Origin of the sequence: Sandaracinus amylolyticus, assembly GCF_000737325.1 — a bacterium.
GTDB lineage: Bacteria > Myxococcota_A > Polyangia > Polyangiales > Sandaracinaceae > Sandaracinus > Sandaracinus amylolyticus.
Genome location: NZ_CP011125.1, coordinates 4,347,102 through 4,372,857, shown reverse-complemented (window position 1 = coordinate 4,372,857; position 25,756 = coordinate 4,347,102). Strand labels below are relative to the sequence as shown.

Here is a 25,756-nt window from a genome sequence, read left to right as displayed (position 1 = left end):
CCGGGATCAACGACTACACTCCGCGGGCTCGATGCGGCGCATCCACGTCGTCCTGAACCCGAATTCGCGCAAGAACCGCGGGCGTGATCGCGTCGCGCGGCTGCGTGAGATCCTGGGCGAGCGCGGCGAGGTGCACGTCACGAGCGCGACCGAGGCGATCGCGCCGCTGCTCGAGCGCATCCTCGACGACGACCTCGCGTGCCTGGTGTCGGACGGCGGCGACGGCGCGCTGCACTGGGCGCTCAACGCGGCGCTGCCGATCGTGGCGCGCAGCAAGCGCGCGCTGCCGATCGTGCTGCCGACGAACGGCGGGACGATCGACTTCGTGGCGCGCAAGGCGGGCGTTCACGGGCGCGCGGAGACGCTGATCGCGCGGCTGGTGCGCGCGATGGATCGCGGCGCGCTCGAGACGGTCGAGGTGGGCTCGCTCGAGCTGCGCGGCGTGCACGTCGGGGGCACGCCGTTCCAGCGCATCGGGTTCGCGCTCGCGGCGGGCGGCGTGGGGCAGCGCTTCTTCGACAAGTACTACGCGGATCGCGAGCCGGGCGCGGGGACGATCGTGAAGGTGGTCGCGCGCACGATCGCGTCGCTGGCGCGCGGCGGCGAGTACGCGCGGGACGTGTTCCGACCGCATCGCGCGCGGGTGTGGATCGACGGCGAGGAGGTCGCGACGACGACCCACGGCGCGATCCACGCGGGCGCGTTCGACGTGAACCTCGGCGGTGTGTTCCGCGTGTTCCCGCTCGCGCGCGAGCTGGGGGCGCTGCACTTCCAGGCGGGCGCGATCTCGCCCGCGCAGATCGTCGCGAACGTGCCGCAGCTCGTGCGCGGCGGCGCGATCCGGGCGCCGGAGATGAAGGACGTGCGCGGGCGCGAGATGGTGATCGAGGTGATCGGCGACGAGCCGCTGCGCCCGGTGATCGACGGCGAGATCTACGAAGGGCTGCGGCGGCTCGAGGTGCGTCGCGGGCCGGTGGTGCGCATCGCGCGGATCTGAATGCGCATCGGGCCCTACGAGGTGATCGCGCCGCTGCGCAGCGGCGGCATGGCGAGCCTGGTGCTCGCGCGACGGATCGGCGCGCGGGGCTTCGCCCGGCTCGTCGCGATGAAGCGCGTGCACGAGCACCTCTCGGACGATCCCGCGATGATCCGGCGGTTCGTCGACGAGGCGCGACTGTCGTCGGCGATCGCGCATCCCGCGGTCGTGCGCGTGGAGGATCTCGTCGAGCACGAGGGCGAGCTGCACCTCGTGATGGAGCACGTGCACGGCGTGACGCTGGGGCGCGTGATGGATCGGCTGCGTGCGCGCGATCGACGGATGAGGCCCGAGGTCGCGGTCGCGATCGCGGCGTGGATCGCGGAGGGGCTCGAGGCCGCGCACCAGGCGCACGACGCGGAGGGACGCTGGCTCGGGCTGGTCCATCGCGACGTGAGCCCGAGCAACGTGCTCGTCGCCGCGAGCGGGCACGTGAAGCTGATCGACTTCGGCATCGCGAGCGCGCGCGTGCGCGAGCACGAGTCGACGATGGGCCACGTGCTCGGGAAGCTGCGCTACGCGGCGCCCGAGCAGCTGCGTCGCGATGCGGTCGATGCGCGCGCGGACGTGTACGCGCTCGGCGTGCTGCTCTGGGAGATGCTGACGTGCGAGGCGCTCTTCACGGGCGGTCACGATGCGCTGTCGTCGGGGCGGCCCGCGATCGATCCGCCGAGCCGCCACGCGCCCGAGGTGAGCGAGACGCTCGACGCGGTGGTGCGCGAGGCGCTCGCCGAAGATCCGTCGCGACGGATCACGAGCGCGCGCGCCCTGCGCGACGCGCTGCGCGCGAGCACGCCGGAATGTGCGGCGATCGGCGCGCCGGAGATCGCGGCGATGCTCGAGGCGCTGGTCGGCGAGGAGCTCGCGCGCGCGTCCGACGAGCTGCCGGTCGACGCGCGCACGAGCCCGGGCCCGGTGAGCACGAAGGCGCTCGATCGGATGACGATCTCGCGCACCGCGCCGGCGCCGATCGTGCGCGCGAAGAAGAAGCGCGCGAGCACGCCCTGGGCGACCTACGCGATCGTCGTCGCGGGCCTGATCGTGGGCGTGATCGCGGGCGCGCTGCTCGCGCGCTGAGCTCGTCTGCTGCGACTTTGGATCGAGCATCTTCGATGCTCGAACGTCACAGCAGTCGCGCTCAGGTCACGAGCTCAGCGCTGGTCGTCGGACAGTGATCAGCGCAGGCCGTGCTTCTTGAGCAGCTCGAGGAGGTACGCGCGATCCATCTTCGCGCGGCGCGCGGCCTCGCTCGCGTTGTTGCGCGACGCGGTGATCAGCGCGCCGAGGTACGCGCGCTCGAATGCGTCGAGCGCGGCCGCGCGCGCCTCGCGGTAGCTGCGGTCGACGTCGACCTGCATCGCGGGGCTCGAGCTCGCGGCGCGCGGCGCGGCCTCGTCGAGCTGCAGCTCGCCGAACGCGAGCGCGCTCTCCACGACGTTGCGCAGCTCGCGCACGTTGCCGGCGAACGGATGGCGTCGCAGCGCGTCGAGGCTCCTCGCGTCGAACGGCACCGCGGCGGGATCGCCGGTGAGCTGCGCCGCGAAGTGACGGGCGAGCGGCTCGACGTCCTCGGTGCGATCGCGCAGCGGAGGCAGCACGAGCCGCGCGGCGGCGAGGCGGAAGTAGAGATCGGCGCGGAACGATCCGGCGTTCGTGGCCTCGCGCAGGTCGCGATGCGTCGCGGCGACGACGCGCACGTCGACCGCGATCTCGCGCTCTCCACCGACGCGGCGGAACCGGCGTCGCTCGAGCACGCCGAGCAGCGCGGGCTGGAGCTCCGCGGGTAGCTCGCCGATCTCGTCGAGGAACACGGTGCCTCCGTCCGCGCGCTCGAAGGCGCCCACGTGACGGCGGTCCGCGCCGGTGAACGCGCCGCGCTCGTGCCCGAAGAGCTCCGACGCGATCAAGGTCGGCGCCATCGAGCCGCAGTCGACGACGACGAGCTCGCGATCGCGCCGCGGAGAGAGCGCGTGGATCGCGCGCGCGATCACTTCTTTTCCGGTGCCGGTCTCGCCGAGCAGCAGGACCGACGCGCTCGTCGGCGCGATGCGATGCAGCGCGCGCACGATCGCTTTCATCGCGGCGCTCTCGGCGACCACGCCGGGGATCGCGGCAGGATCGAGATCGCGCGCGACGACCTCGCGCTCGGCGCCGTCGTCGACGGCGATGACGGTGTCGCCGAGGCGGAGCTCGGTGCCCGACGCGACGATCGCGCTCTCGATGCGCACCGCGCCCGCGATCGTGCCGTTCGAGCTCGCGAGATCGCGCACCCGGATCCCCTCGGGCAGCGCCGCGAGCTCGACGTGGTAGCGGCTCACCGTGGGATCGCGCAGCCGGAGCTCGTTGCCCTCGCTGGTGCCGATCGCGAGCGTCGCGCCCGCATCGCAGCTCGTCTCCGCGCCTGCGTCGGGCCCGCGCACGACGCGGGCGCGAAGGGTGCGAACGCGTCGCGGCGGCTTGCGCGGCGCACGAACGGTGCCGTCGTCCTCGAACACGTGTCCCTCGAACTGATGGTAGCCGACGGATCGGGTACCATCAGCGCCGTGAGGCTGCTCCCGCTCGCGCTCGCGGCGGCGATCGTGATCGTGTCGTTCCCAGCGCGCGCGCAGGTCGGTCACGTGCGCGAGCGCTTCCGCGAGGGCGTGGCCGCCGCGGAAGCAGGCCGCTGGGAGGCCGCGCTCGAGGCGTTCGAAGAGGTGTACGCGCTGCACCCCGCGCCCGCGGTGCTGTTCAACCTCGCGGGGGCGCTCGCGCAGAACGGACGGCTGCGCGAAGCGGCCGACGCGTATCGGCGCTTCGAGCGCGACACGCCGGACCCATCGCTGCGCGCCGCCGCGGAGCGTGAGCGCAGCGCGGTGGAGGCGCGTCTCGCGTTCGTCGACGTGCACGCCGAGGGCATGCAGCCCGGCGATCGTCTCGCGCTCGACGGCGACGTGCTCGGCACGCACGCGCGCTACGAGGCGCTGCCGCTCGATCCCGGCGAGCACGAGGTCGAGGTGCGCCGCGGCGAGCGCCGCGTCGCGAGCGAGCGCGTGGTGATCGGCGAGGGCGAGCGGCGCGAGATCGTCGTGGTCGTCGCGCCACCCGAGGCGCTGGTGGTGGAGCCGGTGCGCGAGGAGCCACGCGGCGAGCAGTGGTTCGAGTCGCCGGTGCTCTGGACGATCGTCGGCGTCGTGATCGTCGGCGCGGCTGTCGGCGTCGGCGTCGGACTCGCGACGAGCGCGCCGCAGGGACCCGACGCGCCGCTCACGGATCGCGGCCCGCTGGGGGTGCGATGAGGCGCGTCGCGCTCGCGATGCTCGCGCTGCTCGCGGCGTGCAGCGAGCCGCGCTCGTACCTCGTCGTGGTGATCGATGCCGAGCCCGCGTTGCGCGCGGAGGTCGACGCGATCGAGGTCGCGATCCGTGGCTCGACCGAGCAGCGCCCGGTCGAGCGCATCGATCCGGCGATCGACCCGCTGCCGCTCACGATCGGGCTGGAGGCGCAAGGCGCGCTGACGCCCGTGATCGTCGAAGCCCGCGCGCTCGGCGGCGCGACCGCGAGGGTCACGCGCCGGGTGCGCACCGGGTTCGTGCGCGGCGAGATCCGCACCGTCCACGTGCGTCTCGAGCACGCGTGCCTCGACGAGCCGTGCGACGCGATGCGCACGTGCATCGCTGGGACGTGCGTCGACGACGCCATCCCGCCCGCTTCGCTCCCGCCGTGGACCGGCACGATCGACGACGCGGGCACGCCCCAGGACGTCGACGCGAGCGCGCCCTTCGACGCTGCGATGCCGCTCGACGCCTCCAGCGAGGACGCGAGCACTGCAGACGCGCGCACCGAGGACGACGCGGGCCCGCCGCCGCTCGAGCCGATCCCGGGCCCGATCGCGGCAGGCCAGGACCACACGTGCGCCGTGAAGGACGCGCGGCTGTGGTGCTGGGGCGGCTCCGACGAAGGCCAAGCGGGCGCGGCGAACGGCACCGCGGCGGTCGAGCTCGACATCACGCGCGTCGCCGGCGTCTGCGCGGGCATGCGCTTCACGTGCGCGTGGACGCTCGAGGGCGAGGCGTGGTGCGTGGGACTGATGAACGGCGCGACGGGGCCCGTGTTCCGCAGCGCGAGCAAGAGACCGCTGATGCTGCCCGCCGGCACGCGCGCGCGCATGATGGCGTGCGGCTACGACCACGCGTGCGCGCTGCTCGACGACGGGCGCGTGACGTGCGCCGGTCGCGGCACCGAAGGGCAGCTCGGCGACGGGCTCTCGCTCGACGCACCGCCGAGCGCACCGGTGATCGCATCGCTCGACGCCGCGGCGGTGCGCATCGGAGCGGGCGAAGGACAGACCTGCGCGCACCTCGAGGATCGCCGCGTCGTGTGCTGGGGCGACAACGATCTGCTGCGCGCCGGAGGGCCGATGTCGTTCGCCGAGATCGCGACGCCGCGCGACGTCGACTCGATGCCCGTCGAGCTCGCGAGCACGGGCGCGCTCGCGGGCGGCGGAGGCCACACCTGCGCCGTCGCGGGCGGACAGCTCTACTGCTGGGGCGCGAACACGCACGGCGAGCGCGGGTGTCTCCCGACGAGCCCCCGCGCGGTCGCGACCGCAGTGCCGGGCGCGACGACCGGCGCGTCCGAGGTCGCGCTCGGGCTGGATCACACCTGCGTGATCCTCGGCGGCGCGGTGCACTGCTCGGGCGACGACTTCTACGGACAGACGGGGCGCGATCCCGCGGGCGGCACGACCGACTGCACGATGGTCGCGGTCACGCAGCTCGCCGGAGAGACGGCCACCCACGTCGCCGCCGGGCGCTTCCATGCGTGCGCGATCCTCGCGGGCGGCGACGTCGCGTGCTGGGGCCACAACCAGCGCGGGCAGCTCGGCGCCGGCGGCGCGGACGGCTGGATCGTGCGGCGCTCGCGCCTGCCGTGATCACGGGAGATCGGTGAGGATCGGCGTGCCGTGCACGACCGAGGGCGCGCGCGGTGTGTCGTCCTCGCGCTCGCGCGCGGGCGTCGTCGCGCGTCGGCGGCGGGTGCGTCGTGCGCGCGGCGTCGTGTCCTCGATCGCGTCGGGCGCGACGACGATCTGCGCGACGCCAGCGTCGGCGGGCGTGATGGCCTCGACCACCACCGGCGGCGCGATCGCGTCCGGGAGTGGCGCCTCGACCGCGCTCACGACGGGCGGCGCGCTCTCCACGACGCGCTCGGGCTCGCTCGCGAACCACGTCCCTGCCGCTGCGCCGATCGCGACCGCGACGAGCGCGAGCGCCACGCGCCCGCCGACGCGCCGCGCCGACGTGCTCTCGCTCGCCACCGACACGTGGCTCGCGCTCGCCGGCGCGGTGAGCGTCGCGAGCACCTCGTCGACCGAGCGCGGACCGCGCGCGCCTTCCCCCGCGAGCGCGCGCGTCGCTTCGTCGGGAAGCTCCGCGATCACACGCGCGAGGTCGTCGCCGACCGCGCTCTGCACCAGCTCTGCGATCGCTTCGCTCTCGACTGCGAGCGCCTCGGGCACCGCCGCCGCGAGCGCGCGCCGCATCTCGCGCACGGATGCGAACCGCCCCTCGCGATCCCGCGCCAGCGCGCGCATCACGACCGCCTCGAGCGCCGGCGAGACCGCCGTCGCGTACGTGCGCGGCGACTCGACCTTCGGATCGGCGGCCGCCTTCAGCATCTCGAGATCGCCCGCCGAGGCGAGCATCCGCCGGCCGGTCAGCATCTCCCAGAGCATCACGCCGAGCGCGTACTGATCGGCGCGCGCATCGACGTCCTCGGCGCGCGCCTGCTCCGGCGCCATGTACGCGATCTTGCCCTTGATTCCGGCGCTGCTCTCCGCGTCGCCGAGGCGCGTCTTCGCCACGCCGAAGTCGATCAGCTTCACGTGGCCCTGCACCGAGATCAGCACGTTCTGCGGGCTCACGTCGCGATGCACGATGTCGAGCGCGCGGCCCGCCTCGTCGCGCGCGTCGTGCACCGCGGCGAGCCCTTCCGCGGCCCGCATCGCGATCGCGACCGCGGCGCGCACCGAGAGGCGTCGCTCGCGCTTGCTCAGCGTGCGCAGCAGCTGCGACAGCGAGCAGCCGTGCACGTACTCCATGACGAGATAGAAGAGCCCCGCGCTCTCGCCGAGCTCCTCGACGTGCACGACGTTCGGGTGCGCGAGGTGCGCCGCGATGCGCGCCTCGTGCACGAACATCCGGATCATCGCGGAGCTCTCGGAGAGGCCCGCGCGCACCACCTTGATCGCGACGAGCTTGCGGAAGCCCGCCGCACCGCGACGGCGCGCGAGGTAGAGCGAGGCCATCCCGCCCGTGCGCAGATGCGCGAGGACCGTGTAGCTCCCGAGCGTGTCGGACGGCTGGAGCACCGCGGAAGCACGACCCTACGGAGGTCGCGTTCCGCATGCAACTGCGGACCTCAGTAGTCGGAGAAGCCGTCGTCGAGATCGGTCGCGCCCGCGGCGAGCCGCTCGACATCCGCGAGCACCGCGTCGAACGTCGCGTGGTCCTCGCCCCGCTCCGCGCGGTCGAGCCACACCCGCATGTCGCGCACGCCCGCGAGCGTCTCGTCGCGCCGGTAGATCGTCCCGGTGCGCGCGAGCTCGTCGCGCACCATCAGCAGCGCCATGCGCGCGGTGTTCGCGAGCATGCGCGCGCGCGGCGCGGACCGCGGATCGCTCTCGGGCGGCTGGTGGAAGCTCGTCTCCACGTGCTTCGTGATCACGAACGGGCGCGGGCTCGCCCATCGTCCGTGCCCCGCGAGCGCGATGCCCTCGGCGTGCATCCACGCGCCCTCGTCGACGCGCGCCTTCTCGACCATCAGCCGCGCGACGAGGAACGCGTGGTGGACCTTGTGACGCGGCAGCAGACGCGCGAGGAAGTAGTCGCCGGTGATCGTCGCGCGCGCGTCCTCGGTCGCGATGATCGCGGGGTCGTACTGCCAGCCGATCCAGAACCAGCCGCGCGCGAGCTGCTCGCTCTGCTCCATGCGCGCGCCGTCGCCTTCGATCAGCGTCGCGTCGACCTCGGGCGGCAGGATCATGCAGGGCGAAGGGGTGTCGCAGTGCAGCGGGTTCTGCCGGACCGCGTCCCCGACGATCCAGAACGGGTTGCGCGCGATCGCCCGTGCGCGCAGCGGCACGCGCGCCGCGCCTCGCGCGCCTCCCCACGGATCGAGCGGCGTGGTCGCTCGCGCGCGGAGCATGTGCGAGACGAGCTGCACCGAGAGGTACTTGCGGCGCATCAGCTCGTTCGCGAGCGGCGTGCCCTCGACGATGCCGTCCGCGTCCCACGGCTCGCTCAGCGCGTCGACGCGGTCGTACCAGGCCCAGAAGCGCGCGGGCGTCGGCTCCGCGAGGTACGCATCGATCAGCGCGTACCACTCGTCCTCCATGCCCTCGCGCGGCTCGCGCGCGATGCCCGGGATCCACTCGGTGATGACGCGACGGTCCTCTCCGTGGAAGCCGTCCTCGGTCCAGCGATCCGCGAGCACGCCGACGCGCAGCGTGCGCAGATCGATCGACGCGAGCTGCTCGGCCGCGGCGCGCGCGTCGTCGACGCTCGTGATCGGCGCGCCGAGGATGCGGAGCTCGTGCTCGTCGCGCAGCGACTCCATGAACGCGGTGTCGCGGCGATCCGAATCGAGCCCCGGCGTCGGCGTCGTGCTCGGCGCGAGCGGCTCGAAGCCGGGCTGCAGCGGGCGGAAGCGATCCGGGTGCAGCGGTCGCGCGATCGCGTGTCGCTCGCGCTGCGCGTGGACGAGCGCGACGATCGCGCGCGCGTCGTCCTCGCTGACGTGCGGCGACGCGCGGCGGAGGATCGTCGCGTCGGAGTACCCGATCGCCGCGAGGTCGATCGCGTCGGGCGCGTGGCATCCCGCGCAGCTGCCGCGCGGACCGCGGGCTCGGAACGCCTGCATGCCGCGCGCGATCACCGCGTCGAGCTCGGCGTCGCTGCGCGCGCGCGTCGGGTCGTAGCCCGCGCCACATCGCGGATCGCCGCTGCTCGTGATCGATCCACCACGCAGCACCGCGTAGTCGCGCGCGAGCACCTCGTCGCTCACCTCGCTCGCCGCGAAGCTCGGCATCGCCTCGGGCCCGGTGCGCACTGCCGCGACGAACGCGTCGAGCGTCGCGACCTCGCGCAGCGACGGGAACTCGGCGCCGCCCTCCCCGCGCGCGCCGTGGCACCCCGCGCAGCGCTCGCCGAACGACGCGGAGAGCGCCCCCTCGGACTCGATCACCGGAGGACACAGGATCGACTCGGGGTACGGCAGCGCGATCGGATCGCGCGGATCGATCGGCGTCGGCGTCGAGCCTCCATCGACGCTCGGCGCGATGCCACCGTCGCGCGCGATCGGTGGATCGCCCGGCGACACCAGCGCGCCCTCGCACCCGACGAGCACGACCACCACGAGCACCGCCAGCGACTTCGGCATGCGCGCCCACCGAGCAACCGTCGCGCCACCGAATCACCAAACGTTTCCGCCACTTCCGCCTGCGGCTCCGGCCCGCACCCGAGGGCCCGCCCCTGTAGGCTGCAGCCTACGATCGCGCGCCGCGCCCCGCGTTTCGCGACGAACGTGTGATGGCGTGTGCGTTGCTGAACGAGCGGCTCGGAGGTGCTCCGTGAACCGCTCCGCGATGCTCGCCGCGCTCGTCTCGCTGCTCGCGACCGCATGCACCGGCAACGTGATGGACGACGGCGAGACGAACGACGCCGGTCTCCCACCGCTCGACGACGGCGCGACCCCGACGATGCCGCGCGACGGCGCGACGCCCGACGCGCCCACCACGCCGCCGCCCGACTTCGTCGATCCCGATCCCGCCGACCTCGAGCCCGGCGTCACCTGCGGCTCGTACGCGACCGGCCCGACCGACGTGGTCCCCGTCGGCACGCAGTACCGGGCGCCCGAGCTCGAGGGCCCGCTCCCCACGCACCGCGCGTGGAGCTCGGTCGGCTGGGACTTCCGCAACGCGTTCCCCCACTCGAACAACCTCTACATGCACCCGATCAGCGCGCGCGCGGAGCGCGACGGGCTCGGCGTGCGCCACCTCCCGACGCCGAGCACCACGCCCGACGGTCGCTTCTACGAGCACATCCTCCCGATCCCCGCGCAGCTCGACGCGCTGCGCATCGGCGTGCAGGGCCTCGACGCGCCCGACACGCGCCTCGCGGACCACAGCGACTGGACGTTCACCGCGCGCTGGAGCGACGGCACGCGCGAGCTGCGCGCGACGCTCGGCTCGGGCCTTCCGTTCGCGTATTTCCGCGTGCGGGGCGGCGCGGCGCGCGTCTCGATCAACGCGGCGTTCCGCGCGGGCGCGCGCATCGTGCTGCGCGAAGGGCCGCGTCTCGTCATCGAGATCGAGGGCGTGCGCTACGCGATCTTCGCGCCGAGCGGCGCGACGTGGCGCGACGGCGCCGAGGGCGAGCTGCTCGCGGATCTCGGCGGTCGTGATCACCTCTCGCTCGCCGTGCTGCCCGATCACAGCGACGACACGCTCGCGCTCTACACCGAGCACGCGTACGCGTTCGTCGACGACACGCGCGTGCGCTGGGCCTACGACGAAGCGCGCGGCGAGGTGCGCGTTCGCTACGAGGCGCACGCGACGGCCGTCGAGCCCGGCGCGAGCGACGTGCCGCTGATGGCGCTCATGCCGCACCACGCGCGCCACACGGACGCGCGCGTCGCGGACCTCTTCTACGCGTCCCCGCGCGGTCGCCTCCAGGTGCTCGAGGGCAACGCGTTCGAGACGCGCGTGCCCTTCCGCGGCGTGCTGCCCGCGCTGCCGCTCGCCGATCGCGCGCACGACGCACGCCTGCGCACGCTGCTGCGCGAGGTCGATCTCGACGCCGCATACCCCGCGCCCTCGTACGCGACCGGCAAGCTGCTCGGGAAGTACGCCGAGCTCCTCGTCGTCGCGGAGCAGCTCGGCGAGACCGCGATCCGCGATCGCCTGCTCGCGCGCCTGCGCCAGGGCCTCGAGCAGTGGCTCTCGCCGAACGACGGTGGGCCCTCGCGCCTGCGCTATCTCGACGCGTGGGCGACGATCGTCCCCGAGCCCGCCGACTTCGGCGCGGCGACCGAGCTCAACGACCACCACTTCCACTGGGGCTACCTGCTGCACGCGGCGGCGCTCGTCGCGCTGCACGATCCCGCGTGGGCCGAGGCGTGGGCCGGCTCGCTGCTCTGGCTCGTGCGCGACGCGACGAGCCCGCTGCGCGACGATCCGATGTTCCCGTTCCTGCGCACGTTCGACCCGTGGGAGGGCCACTCGTGGGCGAGCGGTCACGCGGGCTTCGCGCACGGCAACAACCAGGAGAGCTCCAGCGAGTCGATGCACTACTCGAGCTCGCTGATCCTCTTCGGCGAAGCGACCGGCAACCGCACGCTGCGTGACCTCGGCGTGTACCTCTACGCGGTCGAGGCGACGTCGATCGCGGAGTACTGGCTCGACGTGCACGACGACGTGTTCCCCGACTCGTTCGATCACCCGGTGGTCGGCATCGTGTGGGGCGCGGGCGGCAGCTACTCGACGTGGTGGACCGCGGAGCCCGAGGCGATCCACGGGATCAACCTGCTGCCCTTCCACGGCGGCTCGCTCTACCTCGGTCACCACGCGGCGCACCTCGGTCGCACGCTCGATCACCTCGTCGAGATGAACGGCGGGCCCGAGGGCACCGGCGGCGGCCCGGACGACTGGGTCGACGTCATCTGGCTCGCGCGCGCGTACGCCGATCCCGACGACGCGTGGGCGCGCTACTCGGCGCGCGCCGACAGCTATCCCGTCGAAGCCGGACAGACCCGCGCGCACACGCTCCACACGCTCGCGACGCTGCGCGATCTCGGTCGCGTCGACGCGACCATCGGCGCGAGCGCGGCGACCGCCGCGGTGTTCGATCGCGGCGGGACGCGCACCCACGTCGCCTATCACGCGGGCTGCGAGGGCACGCGCACCGTCACGTTCGGCGACGGCACGAGCGTCGAGGTCCCGGCGCGCACGCTGATCGCGCAGCGCGGCGGATCGACGGTCGCGACGATCTCGCTCGGCACGTGCACGGCGGGCCCGCCGCCGACCTGCCCGTGATCAGCGCGTCGCGTGCGCGAGCGCTTCGCTCTCGTCGGTGAACACGGTGAAGACCGCGGTGCCGCGCTCCTTCTCGATGCGCTGCACCTGGAGGCGCCCCACCGCGCTCTTCACCAGCACCGACACGCTGCGGAACGGGCGTAGCAGCGTCGCGCTCGACTCCGACGCGAAGCGCTCGAACTCGGGCTCGCTCCGTGGGCGCGCGGCGCGCAGATCGAGCAGCACCCCGTGCGAGCGACGCTCCACCGTCGCGAGCGCGATCGCGAGCGACGCGTACGACGCGCGCGCGTGATCGATCGACTCGAACGCGCGCTCGGTGCGCGCGAGCCGCACCAGGGATCGCGCCGGATCCACCCACACCTCGAAGTAGTCGTCGCGATACAGCATTCGTCCGAGGGTCCCTACTTGGGCGCCGCCGCCCGGCGTGGCAAGGCCAGCCGGAGTGCTCGCTCGCGCAGGGCACGCACGGCAGCGTGCGGGCACGCGGACGGAAGGGCCCTGAGCGGGCGAGCCGATTTTCGGTCACGCCCGCGCCCGCTCCAGTGCCTCGAGCAGGGCGCCGATGTCGGGCGCGTCGATCGTCGTCGTCCCCGACAGCGCGGGCGCGGTCGTCACGACCTGCAGCTGCGATCCGCTCACGCGCGCGGTGACGACGTACGCCCAGGGCACGGTGATCGTCACGGCCGCACGCGGCAGGACGCGCTCGAGCACGCTGAACGCGCCCATCCCGCCGCCGCCCAGCGCGAGGATCCCGAGCGCGGCGACGCCCTTCGTGATGTCGACCCCAGCGAACATCGCGTCCGCGATCATCACCGCCGTCACCACGACGACGAGCATCGCGACGACGCCAAGCACGCACGCGAGCACCGTCGCGAGCCCGCCGCGCCGGCGCGTCGCGCGGATCGTCATGCCCTCGCGCGCGGCCTCGATCGTCCCCGCGCCCTCGAGCCCGGCGTCGACCTCGGGCGCCGGGATCGCGCCGCGCACGAAGCGCACGTCGAACGTGCTCACGCCGCCGCTCCGCGCGCCGCGCGCCACAGCCCGACCAGTCGCTCCGCGACCTCGCGCGCCGGCACGGGCACCGCCTTCTGACCGAGCTGCACGCGATACCCGACGGTCGTGCCGCGCCGCTGCACCTCGACGATCGTCGGCGCCGGCACGTCGCGATAGAGCACCGCGTCGCGCACCGCGCCGCGCACGATCCACACCGCGCCGTGCTCGCAGAGCCTCCACTCCGGCTTGCCGCGCACGTCGCGCACCCCGCCGACCAGGATCGCGAGCCCGATCAGGTTCCACGTCCCGATGCAGCCGAGCCCGGCGATCATGTCGCCGTTCACCTCGCTGCCCAGCGACGCATCGCCCGCGAGCACCGCGATCACCGGGAAGAGCCCGATCGCGAGCGTCACGCCGCCGCCAATCACCCCGCCCCACCCGACCGACATCGGGTCTGGGTACGCCATCACCACTCGACCGAAGCGCGGATCCGTCGCGTCCATGCGCGCGACGCTATGCCGCGCAGCGGCCGATCACCAGAGGGGGACGGCGATCACAGCTCTTCGTGGATGACCCAGCGCGAGCGCGGATGACGCATGCGCGCGTGGCAGCGGATGCCGCTCGGTCGCTGCCGCACGTCGTTCCACGTCAGCGGATCCATCGGCGTGAGCGAGCCGTTGCGATGGCGGATCCCCGGCCGCCAGAGCGCCGCGGGATCGCAGTTCTGCCCCTGGAAGATCAGCTCGAAGTGCACGTGCGGGCCGCGGCTGATCCCGGTCGAGCCGACCTCCGCGATGATCGCGCCCGCGGGCACGCGCTCGCCGGCGACGACGAAGTTCACCGAGTTGTGCGCGTACATCGTGACCCACCCGCCGGGATGCACGATCAGCACGGTGTTGCCGTAGCCGGGGATCTCGTCGCCCGCGTAGCCGACCACGCCGGGCGCGCTCGCGCGCACGTTCCAGCCGATCTCACCCATGATGTCGGTCGCGAGGTGATACCCACCCTCGCCCGAGCCGTAGCCGCGCACGAACCACCCGTTCGCGACCGGCCAGCGCAGCGAGCCGGGCAATCGATCGCGCCCGAACCCGCGGCTCGCCTCGCGCAGCCACGTCGGCTGCACACGACCGTGCAGGAGCGCGCTGCCCGCCTGGTGCGAGCCCATCCCGAGCCGTCGCGCCGCCGCGAGCGCCCGCTGCTGCGCGCCGCTGAGCACGCGCCGCATGCGCCCCTGGGTGTCGCGCTCGACGCCCGGCACGTAGAGCGTCGCGCCCTCGCGCAGCGAGCTCGCCTCGTCCGGCGACAGGCGGTTCGCCGCCATGATCTCGGCGACGCTCACGCCGAACGATCCCGCGAGCGACCAGATGGTCTCGCCGCGCTGCACCGTGTGTCGGAACCCGCGAGGCTCGCGACGCGACGGCGCCTCGCGTGCGGCGCGCTCGGCCGCGCGCTCCACGTCGCGCGACGTGATGCCCGGCACCTGGATCGGCTGACCCGGACGCAGCAGGCGCACCGCGTCGTCGTCGAGCTCGTTGCGCTCGAGGATCGCCGCGGCCGACACCTCGTAGAGCGTCGCGACGTCCCACAGCGTCTCGCCCTCGGCGATGCGATGCCACGCGGCGCCCTCGATCTCCGGCAGCGGCGCCGCCGCCGCCGCCGCGCGCTGCTCCGCGGTCTCCACCACGACCGGCGCGCTCGCGCCGGGGATCCGCAGCACCATCCCGCGCCGCAGCCGCCGCACGTCGCGATCGCGCAGACGGTTCGCCGCCATGATCGCCTCGACGCCGACGCCGTAGGCGCGCGCGATGTCCCAGAGCGTCTCGCCCTCGCCGACCGTGTGATCGATCCCTGCGGGAGGCTCGTCGCTCGCGGCCTCGACGGTCGGCTCGACCGGCGCCGCCTCGACCGGGCGGAGGCCCGCGTCGGGCTGGGTCTCTTCCGCGCCACCACACGCCACGAGCGCGATCAGCGCGAGCGCCGCGCCCACCGCGGCGATCGAGGGAACCCAACGCATCGGAGGCCCCCGTATAGCACGCGATGCGGTAGACCTGGTCGATGCGGCCGATCGCGCTGACCATCGCCGGCTCCGATCCCTCGGGAGGCGCGGGGATCCAGGCGGATCTCAAGACGTTCCACCAGCACGGCGTGTACGGCACCGCGGTGATCACGCTGCTCACCGCGCAGAGCACGCGAGGTGTGACGCGCGTCGACGTGTGCGCGCCCGACCTCGTCCTCGCACAGCTCGACACCTTGCTCGACGACCTCGCGCCCCGCGCCGCGAAGACGGGCGCGCTGGGCTCGGCGGCGGTGGTGCGCGCGGTCGCGGACCGCGCATCGCGCTTCGCGTTCCCCCTCGTCGTCGACCCCGTGATGATCAGCAAGCACGGCGCGCCGCTGCTCGACGAGGACGCGCGCGGCGCGATGGCGGGCGAGCTCATGCCCGTCGCCGCGCTGTTCACGCCGAACGCACACGAGGCGAGCGCGCTGACCGGCATCGACGTGCGCACCCGAGACGACGCGAGGCGCGCCGCGCGCGCGCTGGTCGAACGAGGCGCGCGCGCCGCGCTGGTCAAGGGAGGCCACGTCGAGGGCGATCCCGTCGACGTGCTCGCGACGCGCGACGGCGCGCTGATCGAGATCGGCGGCGAGCGCATCGACACGCCGCACACCCACGGCACCGGCTGCACGTACTCGGCGGCGATCGCGGCGCACCTCGCGCAGGGCGCGACGCTCGAGGACGCGATCCGCAGCGCGAAGGCGTGGCTCACCGACGCCCTGCGCAGCGCGCCCGGCATCGGCCACGGCGTCGGCCCCGTGGAGCACTTCGCGGCGGTCACCGCGCGCTGACGCGAGCCGCGCTACCATCGGCGCGCATGTCGATGCGCGCTCTTCCCTTCGCGATCCTCGCGCTGCTGCTCGCCGCGTGTACCGCCGATCGCACCGCGATCCTCGTCGAGGTCACGTCCGCGGACCTCAACGCGCCCGAGGACGTCGACGAGCTGCGCTTCGAGGCGGTCTCGGAGCACGGCGGACGCATCGACAGCCGCCACGCGATCCAGGAGACGTGGCCGCACTCGCTGACGATCGTCCCGCCCGAGAACGAGCGCATGGGCTCGCTGACGATCACGGTCACGGGCCTCAAGGCGGGCGAGCCCGTCGTGCGCCGCGTGGTCGGCACGTCGTTCCAGCGCGACGCCACGCGGCGCGTGATCGTGACGTTCACGCGCGACTGCCTCGGCGTGATCTGCGAGGAGGGCGTCGACTGCACGGCCGGCCGCTGCGCCGGCGGCGGCGAAGCGGACGCCGGCATGCCCGACGCGGGCAGCGACGCGGGCGTGACGGACGCCGGCGACGTCGACGCCGGCACGATCGACGCGTCGGTCGACGACGGCGGCGTCGACGGTGGCGCGACCGACGCGGGCCACGACGGCGGCAGCATCGACGCCGGCATGGCCGTCCCGTGCACCAGCGCGGCGTGCATCGGCCTCGTGGTGATCTCCGAGGTCTCGCCGCAGGGGCCGCCCGGCGCGAACGCCGGCAGCGACGAGCTCGTCGAGCTCTACAACCGCAGCGAGATGCCGGTCGACGTCGGCGGCCTCGTCGTGCGCTACGCGTCGGCGAGCGGCTCGGTCTCCGATCGCATCGTGATCCCGACCGGCACCGTGATCCTGCCCCACGGCTACCTCCTGATGGCGAGCGCGAACTACACCGGCACGGTCGCGCCGGACGTCACGATGCGCTGGGGCCAGGGGCTCGCGACGAGCGGCAGCATCCTCCTCACGCTCGCCGATCGCGCGACGCGCATCGACGCGCTCGGCTGGCGCACCGGAACGACGGCCGTCACCGAGGCCGAGGGCGCGGCCGTCACGATCACGTCGGCCACGCTGTCGATCGAGCGCCGCGCGCGCGGCACGTCGACCACCGAGTCGATGAGCGCGGGCGGCGAGGACGAGCTCGCCGGCAACGGCTACGACACCGGCGACAACACCTCGGACTTCGTCGTGCGCACCGTACGCGACCCGCAGAACGCCGCGTCGCCGCGCGAGCCCTGAGGCGCCGTCCTCCCGCGCGCCGGCCGGGTTGCGCGACCCGCTACGATGTCGCGCGGGAGGGCAGCCATGAGCTCCAAGCAGGTCGCCGATCGAGACAAGTCCGCGCGCGCCGTCGTCGCCGCGATCACCCAGCACCGCGCCGCCGTCGAGGCCGCCATCACAGCCACGCTCTCGCCGTACCTCGAGCGCGGCGAGCGCATGCCCGACGTCGGGTTCCTGCTCGAGCTCGTCGGTCGCCGCGTCGCCGCGCTCGCCGGCGATCTCACCGCGGCCGATCGCACCCACGAGCGCGAGCTCGCGGACGACGCCGCGCCCCGCACGCGCCGCGACGAAGCGGCCGCGACCGTGCGCCGGATCGTCATCGCGCTGCGCGCGACCGTCGAAGGCAACTACGGCGACGCGGGCCTCCAGGCGCTCGGCCTGTGGGACCCGCCCTCGAGCGACGCCCACCAGCTCCGCCTGCAGGGCGAGTCGCTCGTGGAGGCGCTCCTCCGCGCCGACGTGGTGCTCCCCGCGCCCGAGTCGGACGCGATCGCGCTCGATCGCCGACGGCTCGCGGCCCGCCTTCGCGAGCCCCTCGACGCGCTCGGCGCCGCGCTCGCCGACGTGACGCGCGAGGAGAAGGAGGCCGACGCCACCCAGCTGGCGAAGAACGCCGCGATGGACGCGCACGATCACGGCTTCCCGCGGCTCGCGGGCCTGCTCGCAGCGCTCGCGCGCGCCGCCGGCCTCGACGACCTCGCGGCGCGCATGCGCCCGTCGGGGCGCCGCGCCGGGACACTCGCCGGTCCCGAAGAGCCCCCGCCCAGCTCCTGAAAACCGCGTGATCTCGGGGACCTGCGCGCGTCTCCGGGCGAAGGACGGTCCGGGCGCGCGGCGATCCTCGATTTCGCACCAAAAAACGTGTCTGGCCCGGGGCCAGACGCGTTTTTTGGTCAGAAAAGGCCAGTCTCCCGCGGACAGACGCGTTCGCCGGCCCGCGAAGGGCTCGGGTCGCCGCGAAGGTGAGACGTACCCTCGCAAGACGCGGACGGCTCTGGTACCGTCGCTCCACGCGATGACGACCGTCACCGAGGCGGCCAAGCGTCTGGGGCTCGACCCGCACTCTCTCGAGAAGGCGGAGCTCGAGGACCTCCGGCGCGACCCGGTGCTGGCGCAGCAGTTCGCTCGTCGGCTCGCTTCGATCGCGCGCGATCTCCTCCCCGGGGCCGCGCTCTCGGTCGAAGACCTACGCGACATCCTCGAGGTCGCGGTCCAGGGCGCCCGCGCCCAGGAGCGCATCGTCGAGGGTCGCTACCTGCGCAAGCGCGTGCGCGAGCAGTGCGCGTACGCGGAGCGATACGGCGAGAGCTTCGCGCTCGTCGTGCTGCGTCTCGAGAACGAGCCCGAGCCCGGCGTGTACTCGGCCGCGGTGGAGCACGTCGTCGAGAAGCTGCGGCGCTCCGACATGGTCACGCTGTATCGACGTCGCGTCGCGATGCTGCTGCCGCGCATCGTCCCGGCGGCGCTCGATCCGCTCGTCGCGCGCATCCGCCAGCGCCTCGACCTCACCGCGGGACAGCCGGTGGTGGAGCGGACCGACACGCTCGTCTACCCGAGCGAGCTGCACCGCGACACCCAGTCGGTGCTCGACTGGCTCGAGGACGCGCTGCGCACCGACTGAGCCGCATCCCGATCGACGGCTCGTCGCATCGCGAACGCCGAGAAATACAGGGCAAAACGCGTGCTCTGGCTTGCTCGGCGGCGCGCCGGGCACATACACTCGAGGCCTTGCGATCGCTTCGCTCGCTCCTCGCGACCGACGCGTCCCGTCGCGCTCGTCTCCGGCGCGCGAGACGCCTCGCGGTGCCGGCCGTCCTGGTGTTCGTCGGCGCGCTGCTCGCCTTCCGCGGAGAGCTCTTCGCCGCGGCGGAGCGCGCGCCCGCGCGACCCGTCTCCGCGCCGGAGCGCGAGCTCCCGCGCCTCGGTCGCGCGATCGCGATCGACGATGCGTCGGGCCGCGCGCTCGCGCGCTTCCACGCGGCGCTGCGTCGCGCCGAGGCCCACGAGGGCCAGGCGCGCATCGTCGTCTGGGGCGCCTCGCACACCGCGGGCGACGAGTACGCGGGGATGCTGCGGCGCGCGCTCCAGGAGCGCTTCGGCGATGCGGGCCCGGGGTTCGTGAGCCCGGTGAAGCCGTTCCGCGGATGGAACCATCGCGCGGCGCACGCCGACTCGGGCGGCGCGTGGCGCGTGCTCCGCGGGGATCGCGGGCCGGTCGGCGAGCGCTACGGGCTCGCCGGGTACGCCGTCGAGTCGCAGGCAGGCGGCGCGTGGGCGAGCCTCGACACCGCGCGCGCCGAGACCGGGCCGCGCCACGTCGGCAGCTACGAGGTGTTCTTCCTGGAGCAGCCGGGTGGCGGTCGCTTCGAGGTGCGCATCGACGATCGGCCCGCCGCGGTGGTCGACACCGACGCCGAGGCGACGCACGCCGGATACGCGCGCTTCCGGGTGCGCGACGGCGCGCATCGCGTGACGGTGCGCGCGATGGACGACGCGCCGGTGCGTGTCTTCGGCGTCGCGATGGAGCGCGATCGATCGGGCGTGGTGCTGGACACGCTCGGCATCCCGGGGTCGCGCGCGCGCTCGCACCTGCGCTGGGACGACGCGCTGTATCGCGAGCACCTGCGGCGGCGGCGTCCCGATCTCGTCGTGCTCGCGTACGGCACCAACGAGAGCGAGGACGTCGACGTGCCGCTGCGCCGCTACGAGAGCGACCTGCGGCGCGTGGTGCGTCGGGTGCGCGGCACCGCACCGCAGGCGTCGTGCCTGCTGATCGGACCGAGCGACCGACCGCTCGCGCAGGCCGACGGGACGTGGGGGCCGCGCCCGCTGACGCAGGGCGTGATCGACGTGCAGCGACGCGTCGCGGCCGAGCACGGCTGCGGCTTCTTCGACCTCGTCGCGTTCATGGGCGGCCCGATGTCGATGCTCGAGTGGGTCGCGTCGGATCCGCCGTTCGCGCGCGAGGACCACGTGCACCTCACGTGGCACGCGCACCGACGCCTCGCGGAGGTGCTCGAAGCCGCGCTGCTCGAGGGCTACGACGCAGAGTGATCGTCAGGACCGCTTGCGCAGCGCGTCGATCTCGGCGCGCAGTCGCGCGAGCTCCGCTTCCGCCGCAGCCGCGCGCTCCGCTTCGGTGCGCGCACGCTCCGCTTCGGTGCGCGCACGCTCGGCCTCGATGCGCGCGCGCTCGGCTTCCGCGTCGCGCTCGGCCGCGATCTGCTCGGCGAGCGCGCCGAGCTTGGCCGCGAGATCGCGCGGGGTCAGCAGCTCCGCGCTCGCGCGATAGAAGCGGAGCCGCTGGGCCTCGATCACGAGGTCGAGCTCGAGCACCTCGCTCGCGTAGCGCCCGAGCTGCGGCACGATCGGCACGTAGGCGCGCGCGCTCGGCGAAGGCAGCCGGAACCCGGCGAGCCGCTGGCGAGCGCGGTCGTAGACGAAGTACTCGGGGATGCCGAGGCGCGCGTACCGCGCCACGTTGCGCTCCGCGTCCTTCTTGCGGTCGCCGCCGACGTGGACCTCGAGCACCCAGTCGAGGCCCTTCCCTTCGGCGCTCACGACCCACTTCATCCACTCGCGCACCTCGACGTCGCGCACGACCAGCACGTCGGGCGCGAAGCGAGGCTCGTCGGGGTAGTAGGTCGTCAGCTCCGCCGCGACGTAGACGCTCTTGCCGAGCCGGCGGAACCACTCGCGCAACGTCTCGCGCGCGTCGTTCTTCGCGTCGTAGTGCGCGTCACCTTCGGGCGGCGACATCTCGGCGTCGGTCATCGCCGCGGGCAGGGACTCGACGACGGCGGCGCGCTCCGCGCTCGACATGCCGTCCCACGCGTCCTGAGGAGGCGCGCGAGGGGGCTCCTCCGCACGGGGATCGACGTCGCGGCTCACGGGCGAATGATAGCGCGTCAGTCGAGGTACCAGAGCCAGCCCTCGATGCGCGCGAGCGGCACGAACGGGAGCTCCCAGAGCACCGTCGCGTCGTCGCCCGCGCACACGCGGTGAATCTCGCTCGCGCTGCCGTCGAACGACACCTCGTGAACGAGTCGGTGCGAGGCGCGCGCGGCGCAGTACGCGCCCAGGTATGCGACGACGACCATCGTCACGAGCCCGACGATCGCCGCGCGATCACGATGTGTGCTCATGGCACGCGATCGTGATCGCGCGTGATGGCGCGCTCGTGGCGATCCCGAGGAGCTATCGCGCGCAGAAGCCTTCGTAGTCGATGTACTCGTGGATCGTCGGGCTCGATCCGCAGACCGGGCACTCGGGATCGCGACGCAGCTTCAGCGTGCGGAACTGCATCTTCATCGAGTCGTACGTCAGCAGGCGGCCGACGAGCGGCTCGCCCTTGCCGAGGATGATCTTGATCGCCTCGGTCGCCTGGATGGTCCCGATCACGCCGGGGAGGATCCCGAGCACGCCCGCCTCCGCGCAGCTCGGCGCGAGGTGCGCGGGCGGCGGCTCCGGATAGAGGCAGCGATAACACGGGCCCTTCTCGGGCCAGAACGTCGTGACCTGTCCGTCGAAGCGGAAGATCGATCCGTGGACGACCGGGATCTTCTTCCAGACGCTCGCGTCGTTCACGAGGTAGCGCGTCGGGAAGTTGTCGAGGCCGTCGACGATCACGTCCCAGCCGTGATCGAACACCTCGTCGACGTTCGCGCTCGTGAGCCGCGACTGGAAGGGGATCACCTTCACGTCGGGGTTGAGGTTCTGCATCGTGCGCGCGGCGCTCTCGACCTTCGGCGTGCCGACGCGATCGGTGCCGTGGAGCACCTGACGCTGCAGGTTCGACGCGTCGACCGCGTCGTTGTCGATGATGCCGATCGTGCCGACGCCCGCCGCCGCGAGGTAGAGCGCGGCCGGCGATCCGAGACCGCCCGCGCCGAGCAGCAGCACGCGCGCGTTGAGCAGGCGCTCCTGCCCGCGCTCGCCGACCTCGGGCAGGAGGATGTGGCGCGAGTAGCGATCGAGCTGCGCGGGCGTGAGCTCCGCGGGCTTCTCGAGCGGATAGCCGAGATCCTTCCAGCGCACGAAGCCGGGGTTCGCGCTCTCGACGTGCTGGTAGCCGAGCTCCGCGAGCGTCTTCGCGGCGAACGCGCTGCGCACGCCGCCCGCGCAGTACACGACGATCTTCGCCTTCTTGTCCGGGAGCTTCGACTCCGCCTGCATCTCGAGGAAGCCGCGCGGCACGTGCAGCGCGCCGGGCACGTAGCCCTGCCGCCACTCGTCCTTCTCGCGCACGTCCACGAAGACGTATCCTTCGCGCGCCTCGAGCCGGCGCTTCATCTCCTCGAGCGAGACCTGCTGCACCGAGCCCTTCACGTCCTGCAGCAGATCGGCGTACGTCCTGGCCATCCGGAGATTCCCTCGTGAAAAGTGCGGGAACTATGGTGGCGCAGCGCCACGAGCGTCAAGGAGCGGATCGGATTCCCCCGCGCGCGAATGGGAAATGGACCCCTGTGGAGTCGCGGAGGCGACAAGCGGTACAGTGTCGCGGGATGGAGGCCTTGGCTTTTCGAGCGCTCGCGGCGCGGTGCAGGCGTTCGTCGTGCGATCGCCGTCCAGCCCGCGACGAGCGACGACACGGCGCGAGCGAGCGCTGCGCGGCGAAGCTCCGGCTCGCGATGGCGCTCGCGCTCGCGACGCTCTCGGTCGCGTGCGGGCCCGCGCCGCTCGACGACGCCGACGCGTCGACGCCCGCGGTCGACGCAGGCGCGCCCGACGCCGGACCGCCGCGCGCGATCTTCGAGGTGCCGCGCACCGGCGACGAGCCGCTCCTGGATCTGCCGTGGCCGAGCGATCTCCGTCGCACGAGCGAGGGCACGATCGACGTGCGCACGTTCCCGAACCCGCGCGGCAATCGCCTCGTGCAGCGCTACGTCGACGCGGCCACCGCGCGGCTGCGCGGCTTCGGGACGAACGGCGCGATCTACTTCCGCTTCTCGCGCGCGATCGATCCCGCGAGCCTGCCCGTGAGCCCCGAGGCCAGCGTGCGCGAGGACGCGAGCGTGTTCGTCGTCGATCTCGATCCCGAGAGCGACACGTACCTCGAGCGGCATCCGATGGTCGTCGTCGCGAACGAGCGCGCGACGATCTTCTGGCCCGCGAGCTCGATCGCGCTGCGGCCGGTGCACGGCATCCCGCTCGCGGGCGGGCGCCGCTACGCCGCGGTGGTCACGCGTCGCGTGCGCGCCACGACCGGCGAGACGCTCGCGCGCGACACCGATCTCGAGGCGATGATCGCGGGCGGCGGCGACGCGACGATCGAGACGGCGCGCGCGACGTACCAGCCCGCGCTCGATGCGCTCGCCGAGGCCGGGATCGCGACCGACGACGTGCTCTCGCTCGCGGTGTTCACGACGCACGATCCCGTCGCCGAGCTCGCGCTGTTCCGCGACTGGATGCACGCGGAGTATCCCGCGCCGACGCCGCGCGACGCGACGTGGATGCGCGTCGATCGCGCGTCGTACACCGAGCTCCGCGGCACGTACGGGCCGGTGCCGATCTTCCAGGAGGGCGAGCTGCCCTACGCGTCCCAGGGCGGCGCGATGGAGCCCGGCGCCGACGGCGAGCCCGTCGTGCACGGCGAGTACGACGCGCGCTTCGCGCTGACGGTGCCGCTCGGCGAAATGCCGGAGAGCGGCTATCCGCTGGTGCTCTACGCGCACGGGACCGGCGGCGACTATCGCTCGTTCATCGACGACGGCACGGGCACGCGACTCGCGGCGGCGGGCATCGCGACGATGGGCATCGATCAGATCCACCACGGCGCGCGCAACCCGACCGGGGGCTCGCCGGAGATCCTCTTCTTCAACATCCAGAACCCCGACGCCGCGCGCGACAACAACCGCCAGAGCGCGCTCGACATCGTGCAGCAAGCGCGCGTCGTGCCCGGGCTCGTGGTGCCGATGCGCGTCGCCGATCGCGCCGGGCGCGAGATCCGCTTCGACCCCGAGCGCGTGTTCTTCTTCGGGCACTCGCAGGGCGGGCTCGTCGGGCCGGTCTATCTGGGCATCGACGACGGAGTGAGCGCGGCGGTGATCAGCGCGGGCAGCGCGGTGCTCGCGTACGCGCTGCTCGAGAAGGAAGAGCCGATCTCGATCCCCGACGTCGTGCGCGTGGCGCTCCAGCTCCCGGGCGTGTCGGTGCAGGATGCGTTCGAGTCGGAGCACTTCGGCTTCGAGCATCCGGTGATCACGCTGGTGCAGTCGTGGATCGACGCGAGCGACGGCTCGAACTTCGGGCACCTCGCGTTCGCGTCGCCGCGACCGGGGTTCGCGCCGAAGAGCGTGCTCTCGACCGAGGGCCTGATGGACGAGTTCTCGCCGCCGGGATCGATCGAGGCGCTCGCGACGTCGATGCGCGTGCCGCAGGTCGAGCCGGTGGCGCGCAGCATCCCGGCGCACCGTCTGCTCGGCATCGCGGCCGTGAGCGGCGCGGTGAGCGCGAACGTCGCGGGCGGGCAGGCGACGGCCGGGCTGCTGCAGTATCCGTCGGAGGGGCACTTCGCAGTGTTCGACGACACGAGCGCGCAGGCGCGTATCCGCGGGTTCCTGGAGTCCGCGGCGGCCGGTGCGCCGGCGATCCCCGCACCCTGATTTCGATCCACGGAGGCCGAGGCGGATGCGAGCGCGAGGCGGCGAGAGACGGGCGATGCGGTGGCTGTGGGCGATCGTGGCGTGCGCGATGATCGGGAGCGGCTGCGCGACCGGCAGCGGCGGCGTCGAGGACGCGGGCCGCGGCCAGGACGGGGGCAACCTCGACGGCGCGGTGGCGGACGCAGGTCGCGACGCGGGACGCGACGCGAGCGTCGACGCGATGGTGATCGACTCGGGCCCACGCGACAGCGGGATGCCGATCGACTCCGGCACCGACGCCGGCGGGATGGACTCGGGGCCGCCGACCTGCCCGCCGACCGCGACGAACCTCGCGATCGTCGAGGTGATGATCCGGACGGAGACCGGCACCGAGGATCGCGGCGAGTGGATCGAGCTGCTGAACGCCGGAGACTGCCTCGTCGATCTCGGCGGGCTCGTGATCTCGAGCCCTCCTGCGACGTACACGATCCCGGCGGGTCACGTCCTCCCGGCGGGCGCGCGCTTCGTGCTCGCGCAGAGCACCGTCGCCGCCGAGAACCGCGGGCTCGTCTACGACCTCTCGTACACCGGCTCGGGCATCGTGCTCGACAACAGCGGCGACACGCTCGAGCTGATCGCGGGCGGGACGACGATCGACTCGGTCACGTGGACGTCCGCGACGAGCGTGTTGAAGTACTCGACCGAGTTCCCCGACTCGCGGCCGATCGCGGAGAACGCGTCGATGAGCAACTGGTGTCCCGCGAGCATGAGCGCGACGTACTCGAGCACCGCAGGCGGCCCGTATTACGGCACGCCGGGCGCGCCGAACGGCGCGTGCCCGTGACGCTCCGTCAGCGGATCATCGGCGCTGACAGGCTGACACGACGTCGTGGCTGGCCATCGACATCGTGGCAGCTCGACGGCTCGTGCACCTCGCGCGGAACACGCGCGATCATCGAGAAAACAAGGCCGGATC

Annotated in this window: 22 protein-coding genes; 12 read left to right on the top strand and 10 right to left on the bottom strand. The window is 73.4% G+C overall.

Annotated features, from left to right (window positions below):
* The first annotated feature begins 31 nt into the window (after window positions 1-31).
* Complete coding sequence (locus DB32_RS18560) at window positions 32-997, top strand: diacylglycerol/lipid kinase family protein (protein ID WP_053233798.1); 966 nt, start codon at window positions 32-34, stop codon at window positions 995-997.
* A complete protein-coding gene (locus DB32_RS18555; protein ID WP_053233797.1) occupies window positions 998-2,113 on the top strand; it encodes a serine/threonine-protein kinase in 1,116 nt (371 codons plus the stop codon). It abuts the gene before it with no gap.
* Between the two features lie 98 nt (window positions 2,114-2,211).
* Here the strand turns inward: DB32_RS18555 and DB32_RS18550 are convergent, their stop codons facing one another.
* A complete protein-coding gene (locus DB32_RS18550; RefSeq protein ID WP_053233796.1) occupies window positions 2,212-3,531 on the bottom strand; it encodes a sigma 54-interacting transcriptional regulator in 1,320 nt (439 codons plus the stop codon).
* A gap of 48 nt (window positions 3,532-3,579) precedes the next feature.
* Between DB32_RS18550 and DB32_RS46875 the strand changes: the two genes are divergently transcribed.
* Both DB32_RS46875 and DB32_RS18540 read left to right on the top strand, forming a co-directional pair.
* The gene (locus tag DB32_RS46875) at window positions 3,580-4,314 is read left to right on the top strand and encodes a tetratricopeptide repeat protein (protein WP_169791480.1); all 735 of its coding nucleotides are present in this window, start codon (window positions 3,580-3,582) and stop codon (window positions 4,312-4,314) included.
* A complete protein-coding gene (locus tag DB32_RS18540; protein ID WP_053233794.1) occupies window positions 4,311-5,951 on the top strand; it encodes an RCC1 domain-containing protein in 1,641 nt (546 codons plus the stop codon). The genes DB32_RS46875 and DB32_RS18540 overlap by 4 nt, the downstream gene beginning before the upstream one ends.
* Here DB32_RS18540 and DB32_RS18535 read toward each other — a convergent pair whose 3' ends face one another.
* Both DB32_RS18535 and DB32_RS18530 read right to left on the bottom strand, forming a co-directional pair.
* Window positions 5,952-7,388 (bottom strand): serine/threonine-protein kinase, encoded by a 1,437-nt coding sequence (locus DB32_RS18535; RefSeq protein WP_053233793.1) that lies wholly within the window; start codon window positions 7,386-7,388, stop codon window positions 5,952-5,954. It lies immediately after the preceding gene.
* Between the two features lie 50 nt (window positions 7,389-7,438).
* Complete coding sequence (locus tag DB32_RS18530) at window positions 7,439-9,457, bottom strand: c-type cytochrome (RefSeq protein WP_053233792.1); 2,019 nt, start codon at window positions 9,455-9,457, stop codon at window positions 7,439-7,441.
* A 190-nt stretch (window positions 9,458-9,647) separates the two neighbouring features.
* Here DB32_RS18530 and DB32_RS18525 point away from each other — a divergent pair, with 190 nt between their 5' ends.
* Complete coding sequence (locus tag DB32_RS18525) at window positions 9,648-12,110, top strand: glycosyl hydrolase (protein WP_053233791.1); 2,463 nt, start codon at window positions 9,648-9,650, stop codon at window positions 12,108-12,110.
* Here the strand turns inward: DB32_RS18525 and DB32_RS18520 are convergent, their stop codons facing one another.
* The 4 genes from DB32_RS18520 to DB32_RS18505 all read right to left on the bottom strand — a co-directional run bounded on the left by DB32_RS18520 (window position 12,111) and on the right by DB32_RS18505 (window position 15,117).
* A complete protein-coding gene (locus DB32_RS18520; protein ID WP_053233790.1) occupies window positions 12,111-12,497 on the bottom strand; it encodes a hypothetical protein in 387 nt (128 codons plus the stop codon).
* Window positions 12,498-12,632: 135 nt separating this feature from the next.
* Entirely contained in the window at window positions 12,633-13,121 is a 489-nt protein-coding gene (locus DB32_RS18515) for a hypothetical protein (protein ID WP_157069159.1), read from the bottom strand.
* Window positions 13,118-13,606: a hypothetical protein gene (locus DB32_RS18510; RefSeq protein ID WP_053233788.1), complete on the bottom strand. Its 489-nt coding sequence runs from the start codon at window positions 13,604-13,606 to the stop codon at window positions 13,118-13,120. Before DB32_RS18510 ends, DB32_RS18515 begins: the two co-directional genes overlap by 4 nt.
* A 50-nt stretch (window positions 13,607-13,656) precedes the next feature.
* Entirely contained in the window at window positions 13,657-15,117 is a 1,461-nt protein-coding gene (locus tag DB32_RS18505) for a LysM peptidoglycan-binding domain-containing protein (protein WP_083457474.1), read from the bottom strand.
* Between the two features lie 41 nt (window positions 15,118-15,158).
* Here DB32_RS18505 and thiD point away from each other — a divergent pair, with 41 nt between their 5' ends.
* From thiD to DB32_RS18480, 5 genes are all read left to right on the top strand, one after another.
* On the top strand, window positions 15,159-15,950 hold the full coding sequence (gene thiD / locus DB32_RS18500; RefSeq protein WP_053233786.1) for a bifunctional hydroxymethylpyrimidine kinase/phosphomethylpyrimidine kinase: 792 nt from the start codon (window positions 15,159-15,161) through the stop codon (window positions 15,948-15,950).
* Window positions 15,951-15,976: 26 nt separating this feature from the next.
* Window positions 15,977-17,155 carry a lamin tail domain-containing protein gene (locus DB32_RS18495; protein ID WP_053233785.1) on the top strand — a complete coding sequence of 393 codons (1,179 nt, stop codon included), beginning with the start codon at window positions 15,977-15,979 and terminating at the stop codon, window positions 17,153-17,155.
* Between the two features lie 66 nt (window positions 17,156-17,221).
* Window positions 17,222-17,971: a hypothetical protein gene (locus DB32_RS18490; RefSeq protein WP_053233784.1), complete on the top strand. Its 750-nt coding sequence runs from the start codon at window positions 17,222-17,224 to the stop codon at window positions 17,969-17,971.
* Window positions 17,972-18,212: 241 nt separating this feature from the next.
* Window positions 18,213-18,818: a hypothetical protein gene (locus DB32_RS18485; protein ID WP_053233783.1), complete on the top strand. Its 606-nt coding sequence runs from the start codon at window positions 18,213-18,215 to the stop codon at window positions 18,816-18,818.
* Window positions 18,819-19,000: 182 nt separating this feature from the next.
* On the top strand, window positions 19,001-20,251 hold the full coding sequence (locus DB32_RS18480; protein WP_157069158.1) for a GDSL-type esterase/lipase family protein: 1,251 nt from the start codon (window positions 19,001-19,003) through the stop codon (window positions 20,249-20,251).
* 3 nt (window positions 20,252-20,254) lie between these two features.
* On the opposite strand, the gene DB32_RS18475 is transcribed toward DB32_RS18480, so the two are convergent.
* Genes DB32_RS18475 through moeB form a run of 3 tightly spaced genes read right to left on the bottom strand, consistent with a single transcriptional unit; the run spans window position 20,255 to window position 22,558 of the window.
* Window positions 20,255-21,088 carry a Uma2 family endonuclease gene (locus DB32_RS18475; RefSeq protein WP_053233781.1) on the bottom strand — a complete coding sequence of 278 codons (834 nt, stop codon included), beginning with the start codon at window positions 21,086-21,088 and terminating at the stop codon, window positions 20,255-20,257.
* A gap of 17 nt (window positions 21,089-21,105) precedes the next feature.
* Window positions 21,106-21,342: a hypothetical protein gene (locus DB32_RS18470; protein WP_053233780.1), complete on the bottom strand. Its 237-nt coding sequence runs from the start codon at window positions 21,340-21,342 to the stop codon at window positions 21,106-21,108.
* 52 nt (window positions 21,343-21,394) lie between these two features.
* Window positions 21,395-22,558, bottom strand: a complete 1,164-nt coding sequence (gene moeB, locus DB32_RS18465; RefSeq protein ID WP_053233779.1) for a molybdopterin-synthase adenylyltransferase MoeB — start codon at window positions 22,556-22,558, stop codon at window positions 21,395-21,397.
* 269 nt (window positions 22,559-22,827) lie between these two features.
* On the opposite strand from moeB, the gene DB32_RS46870 reads away from it, so the two are divergent.
* Both DB32_RS46870 and DB32_RS18455 read left to right on the top strand, forming a co-directional pair.
* Entirely contained in the window at window positions 22,828-24,801 is a 1,974-nt protein-coding gene (locus DB32_RS46870; protein WP_053233778.1) for an alpha/beta hydrolase, read from the top strand.
* Between the two features lie 55 nt (window positions 24,802-24,856).
* Entirely contained in the window at window positions 24,857-25,624 is a 768-nt protein-coding gene (locus DB32_RS18455) for a lamin tail domain-containing protein (RefSeq protein WP_157069157.1), read from the top strand.
* Window positions 25,625-25,756: the final 132 nt, after the last annotated feature.

Coding starts and splice junctions, on each gene's coding strand:
- DB32_RS18560 (WP_053233798.1), top strand. CDS start 32: ATGCGGCGCATCCACGTCGTCCTGAACCCGAATTCGCGCAAGAACCGC.
- DB32_RS18555 (WP_053233797.1), top strand. CDS start 998: ATGCGCATCGGGCCCTACGAGGTGATCGCGCCGCTGCGCAGCGGCGGC.
- DB32_RS18540 (WP_053233794.1), top strand. CDS start 4,311: ATGAGGCGCGTCGCGCTCGCGATGCTCGCGCTGCTCGCGGCGTGCAGC.
- DB32_RS18530 (WP_053233792.1), bottom strand. CDS start 9,457: ATGCCGAAGTCGCTGGCGGTGCTCGTGGTGGTCGTGCTCGTCGGGTGC.
- DB32_RS18520 (WP_053233790.1), bottom strand. CDS start 12,497: ATGCTGTATCGCGACGACTACTTCGAGGTGTGGGTGGATCCGGCGCGA.
- DB32_RS18510 (WP_053233788.1), bottom strand. CDS start 13,606: ATGGACGCGACGGATCCGCGCTTCGGTCGAGTGGTGATGGCGTACCCA.
- DB32_RS18505 (WP_083457474.1), bottom strand. CDS start 15,117: ATGCGTTGGGTTCCCTCGATCGCCGCGGTGGGCGCGGCGCTCGCGCTG.
- thiD (WP_053233786.1), top strand. CDS start 15,159: ATGCGGCCGATCGCGCTGACCATCGCCGGCTCCGATCCCTCGGGAGGC.
- DB32_RS18495 (WP_053233785.1), top strand. CDS start 15,977: ATGTCGATGCGCGCTCTTCCCTTCGCGATCCTCGCGCTGCTGCTCGCC.
- DB32_RS18490 (WP_053233784.1), top strand. CDS start 17,222: ATGAGCTCCAAGCAGGTCGCCGATCGAGACAAGTCCGCGCGCGCCGTC.
- DB32_RS18485 (WP_053233783.1), top strand. CDS start 18,213: ATGACGACCGTCACCGAGGCGGCCAAGCGTCTGGGGCTCGACCCGCAC.
- DB32_RS18470 (WP_053233780.1), bottom strand. CDS start 21,342: ATGAGCACACATCGTGATCGCGCGGCGATCGTCGGGCTCGTGACGATG.
- moeB (WP_053233779.1), bottom strand. CDS start 22,558: ATGGCCAGGACGTACGCCGATCTGCTGCAGGACGTGAAGGGCTCGGTG.
- DB32_RS46870 (WP_053233778.1), top strand. CDS start 22,828: ATGGCGCTCGCGCTCGCGACGCTCTCGGTCGCGTGCGGGCCCGCGCCG.
- DB32_RS18455 (WP_157069157.1), top strand. CDS start 24,857: ATGCGGTGGCTGTGGGCGATCGTGGCGTGCGCGATGATCGGGAGCGGC.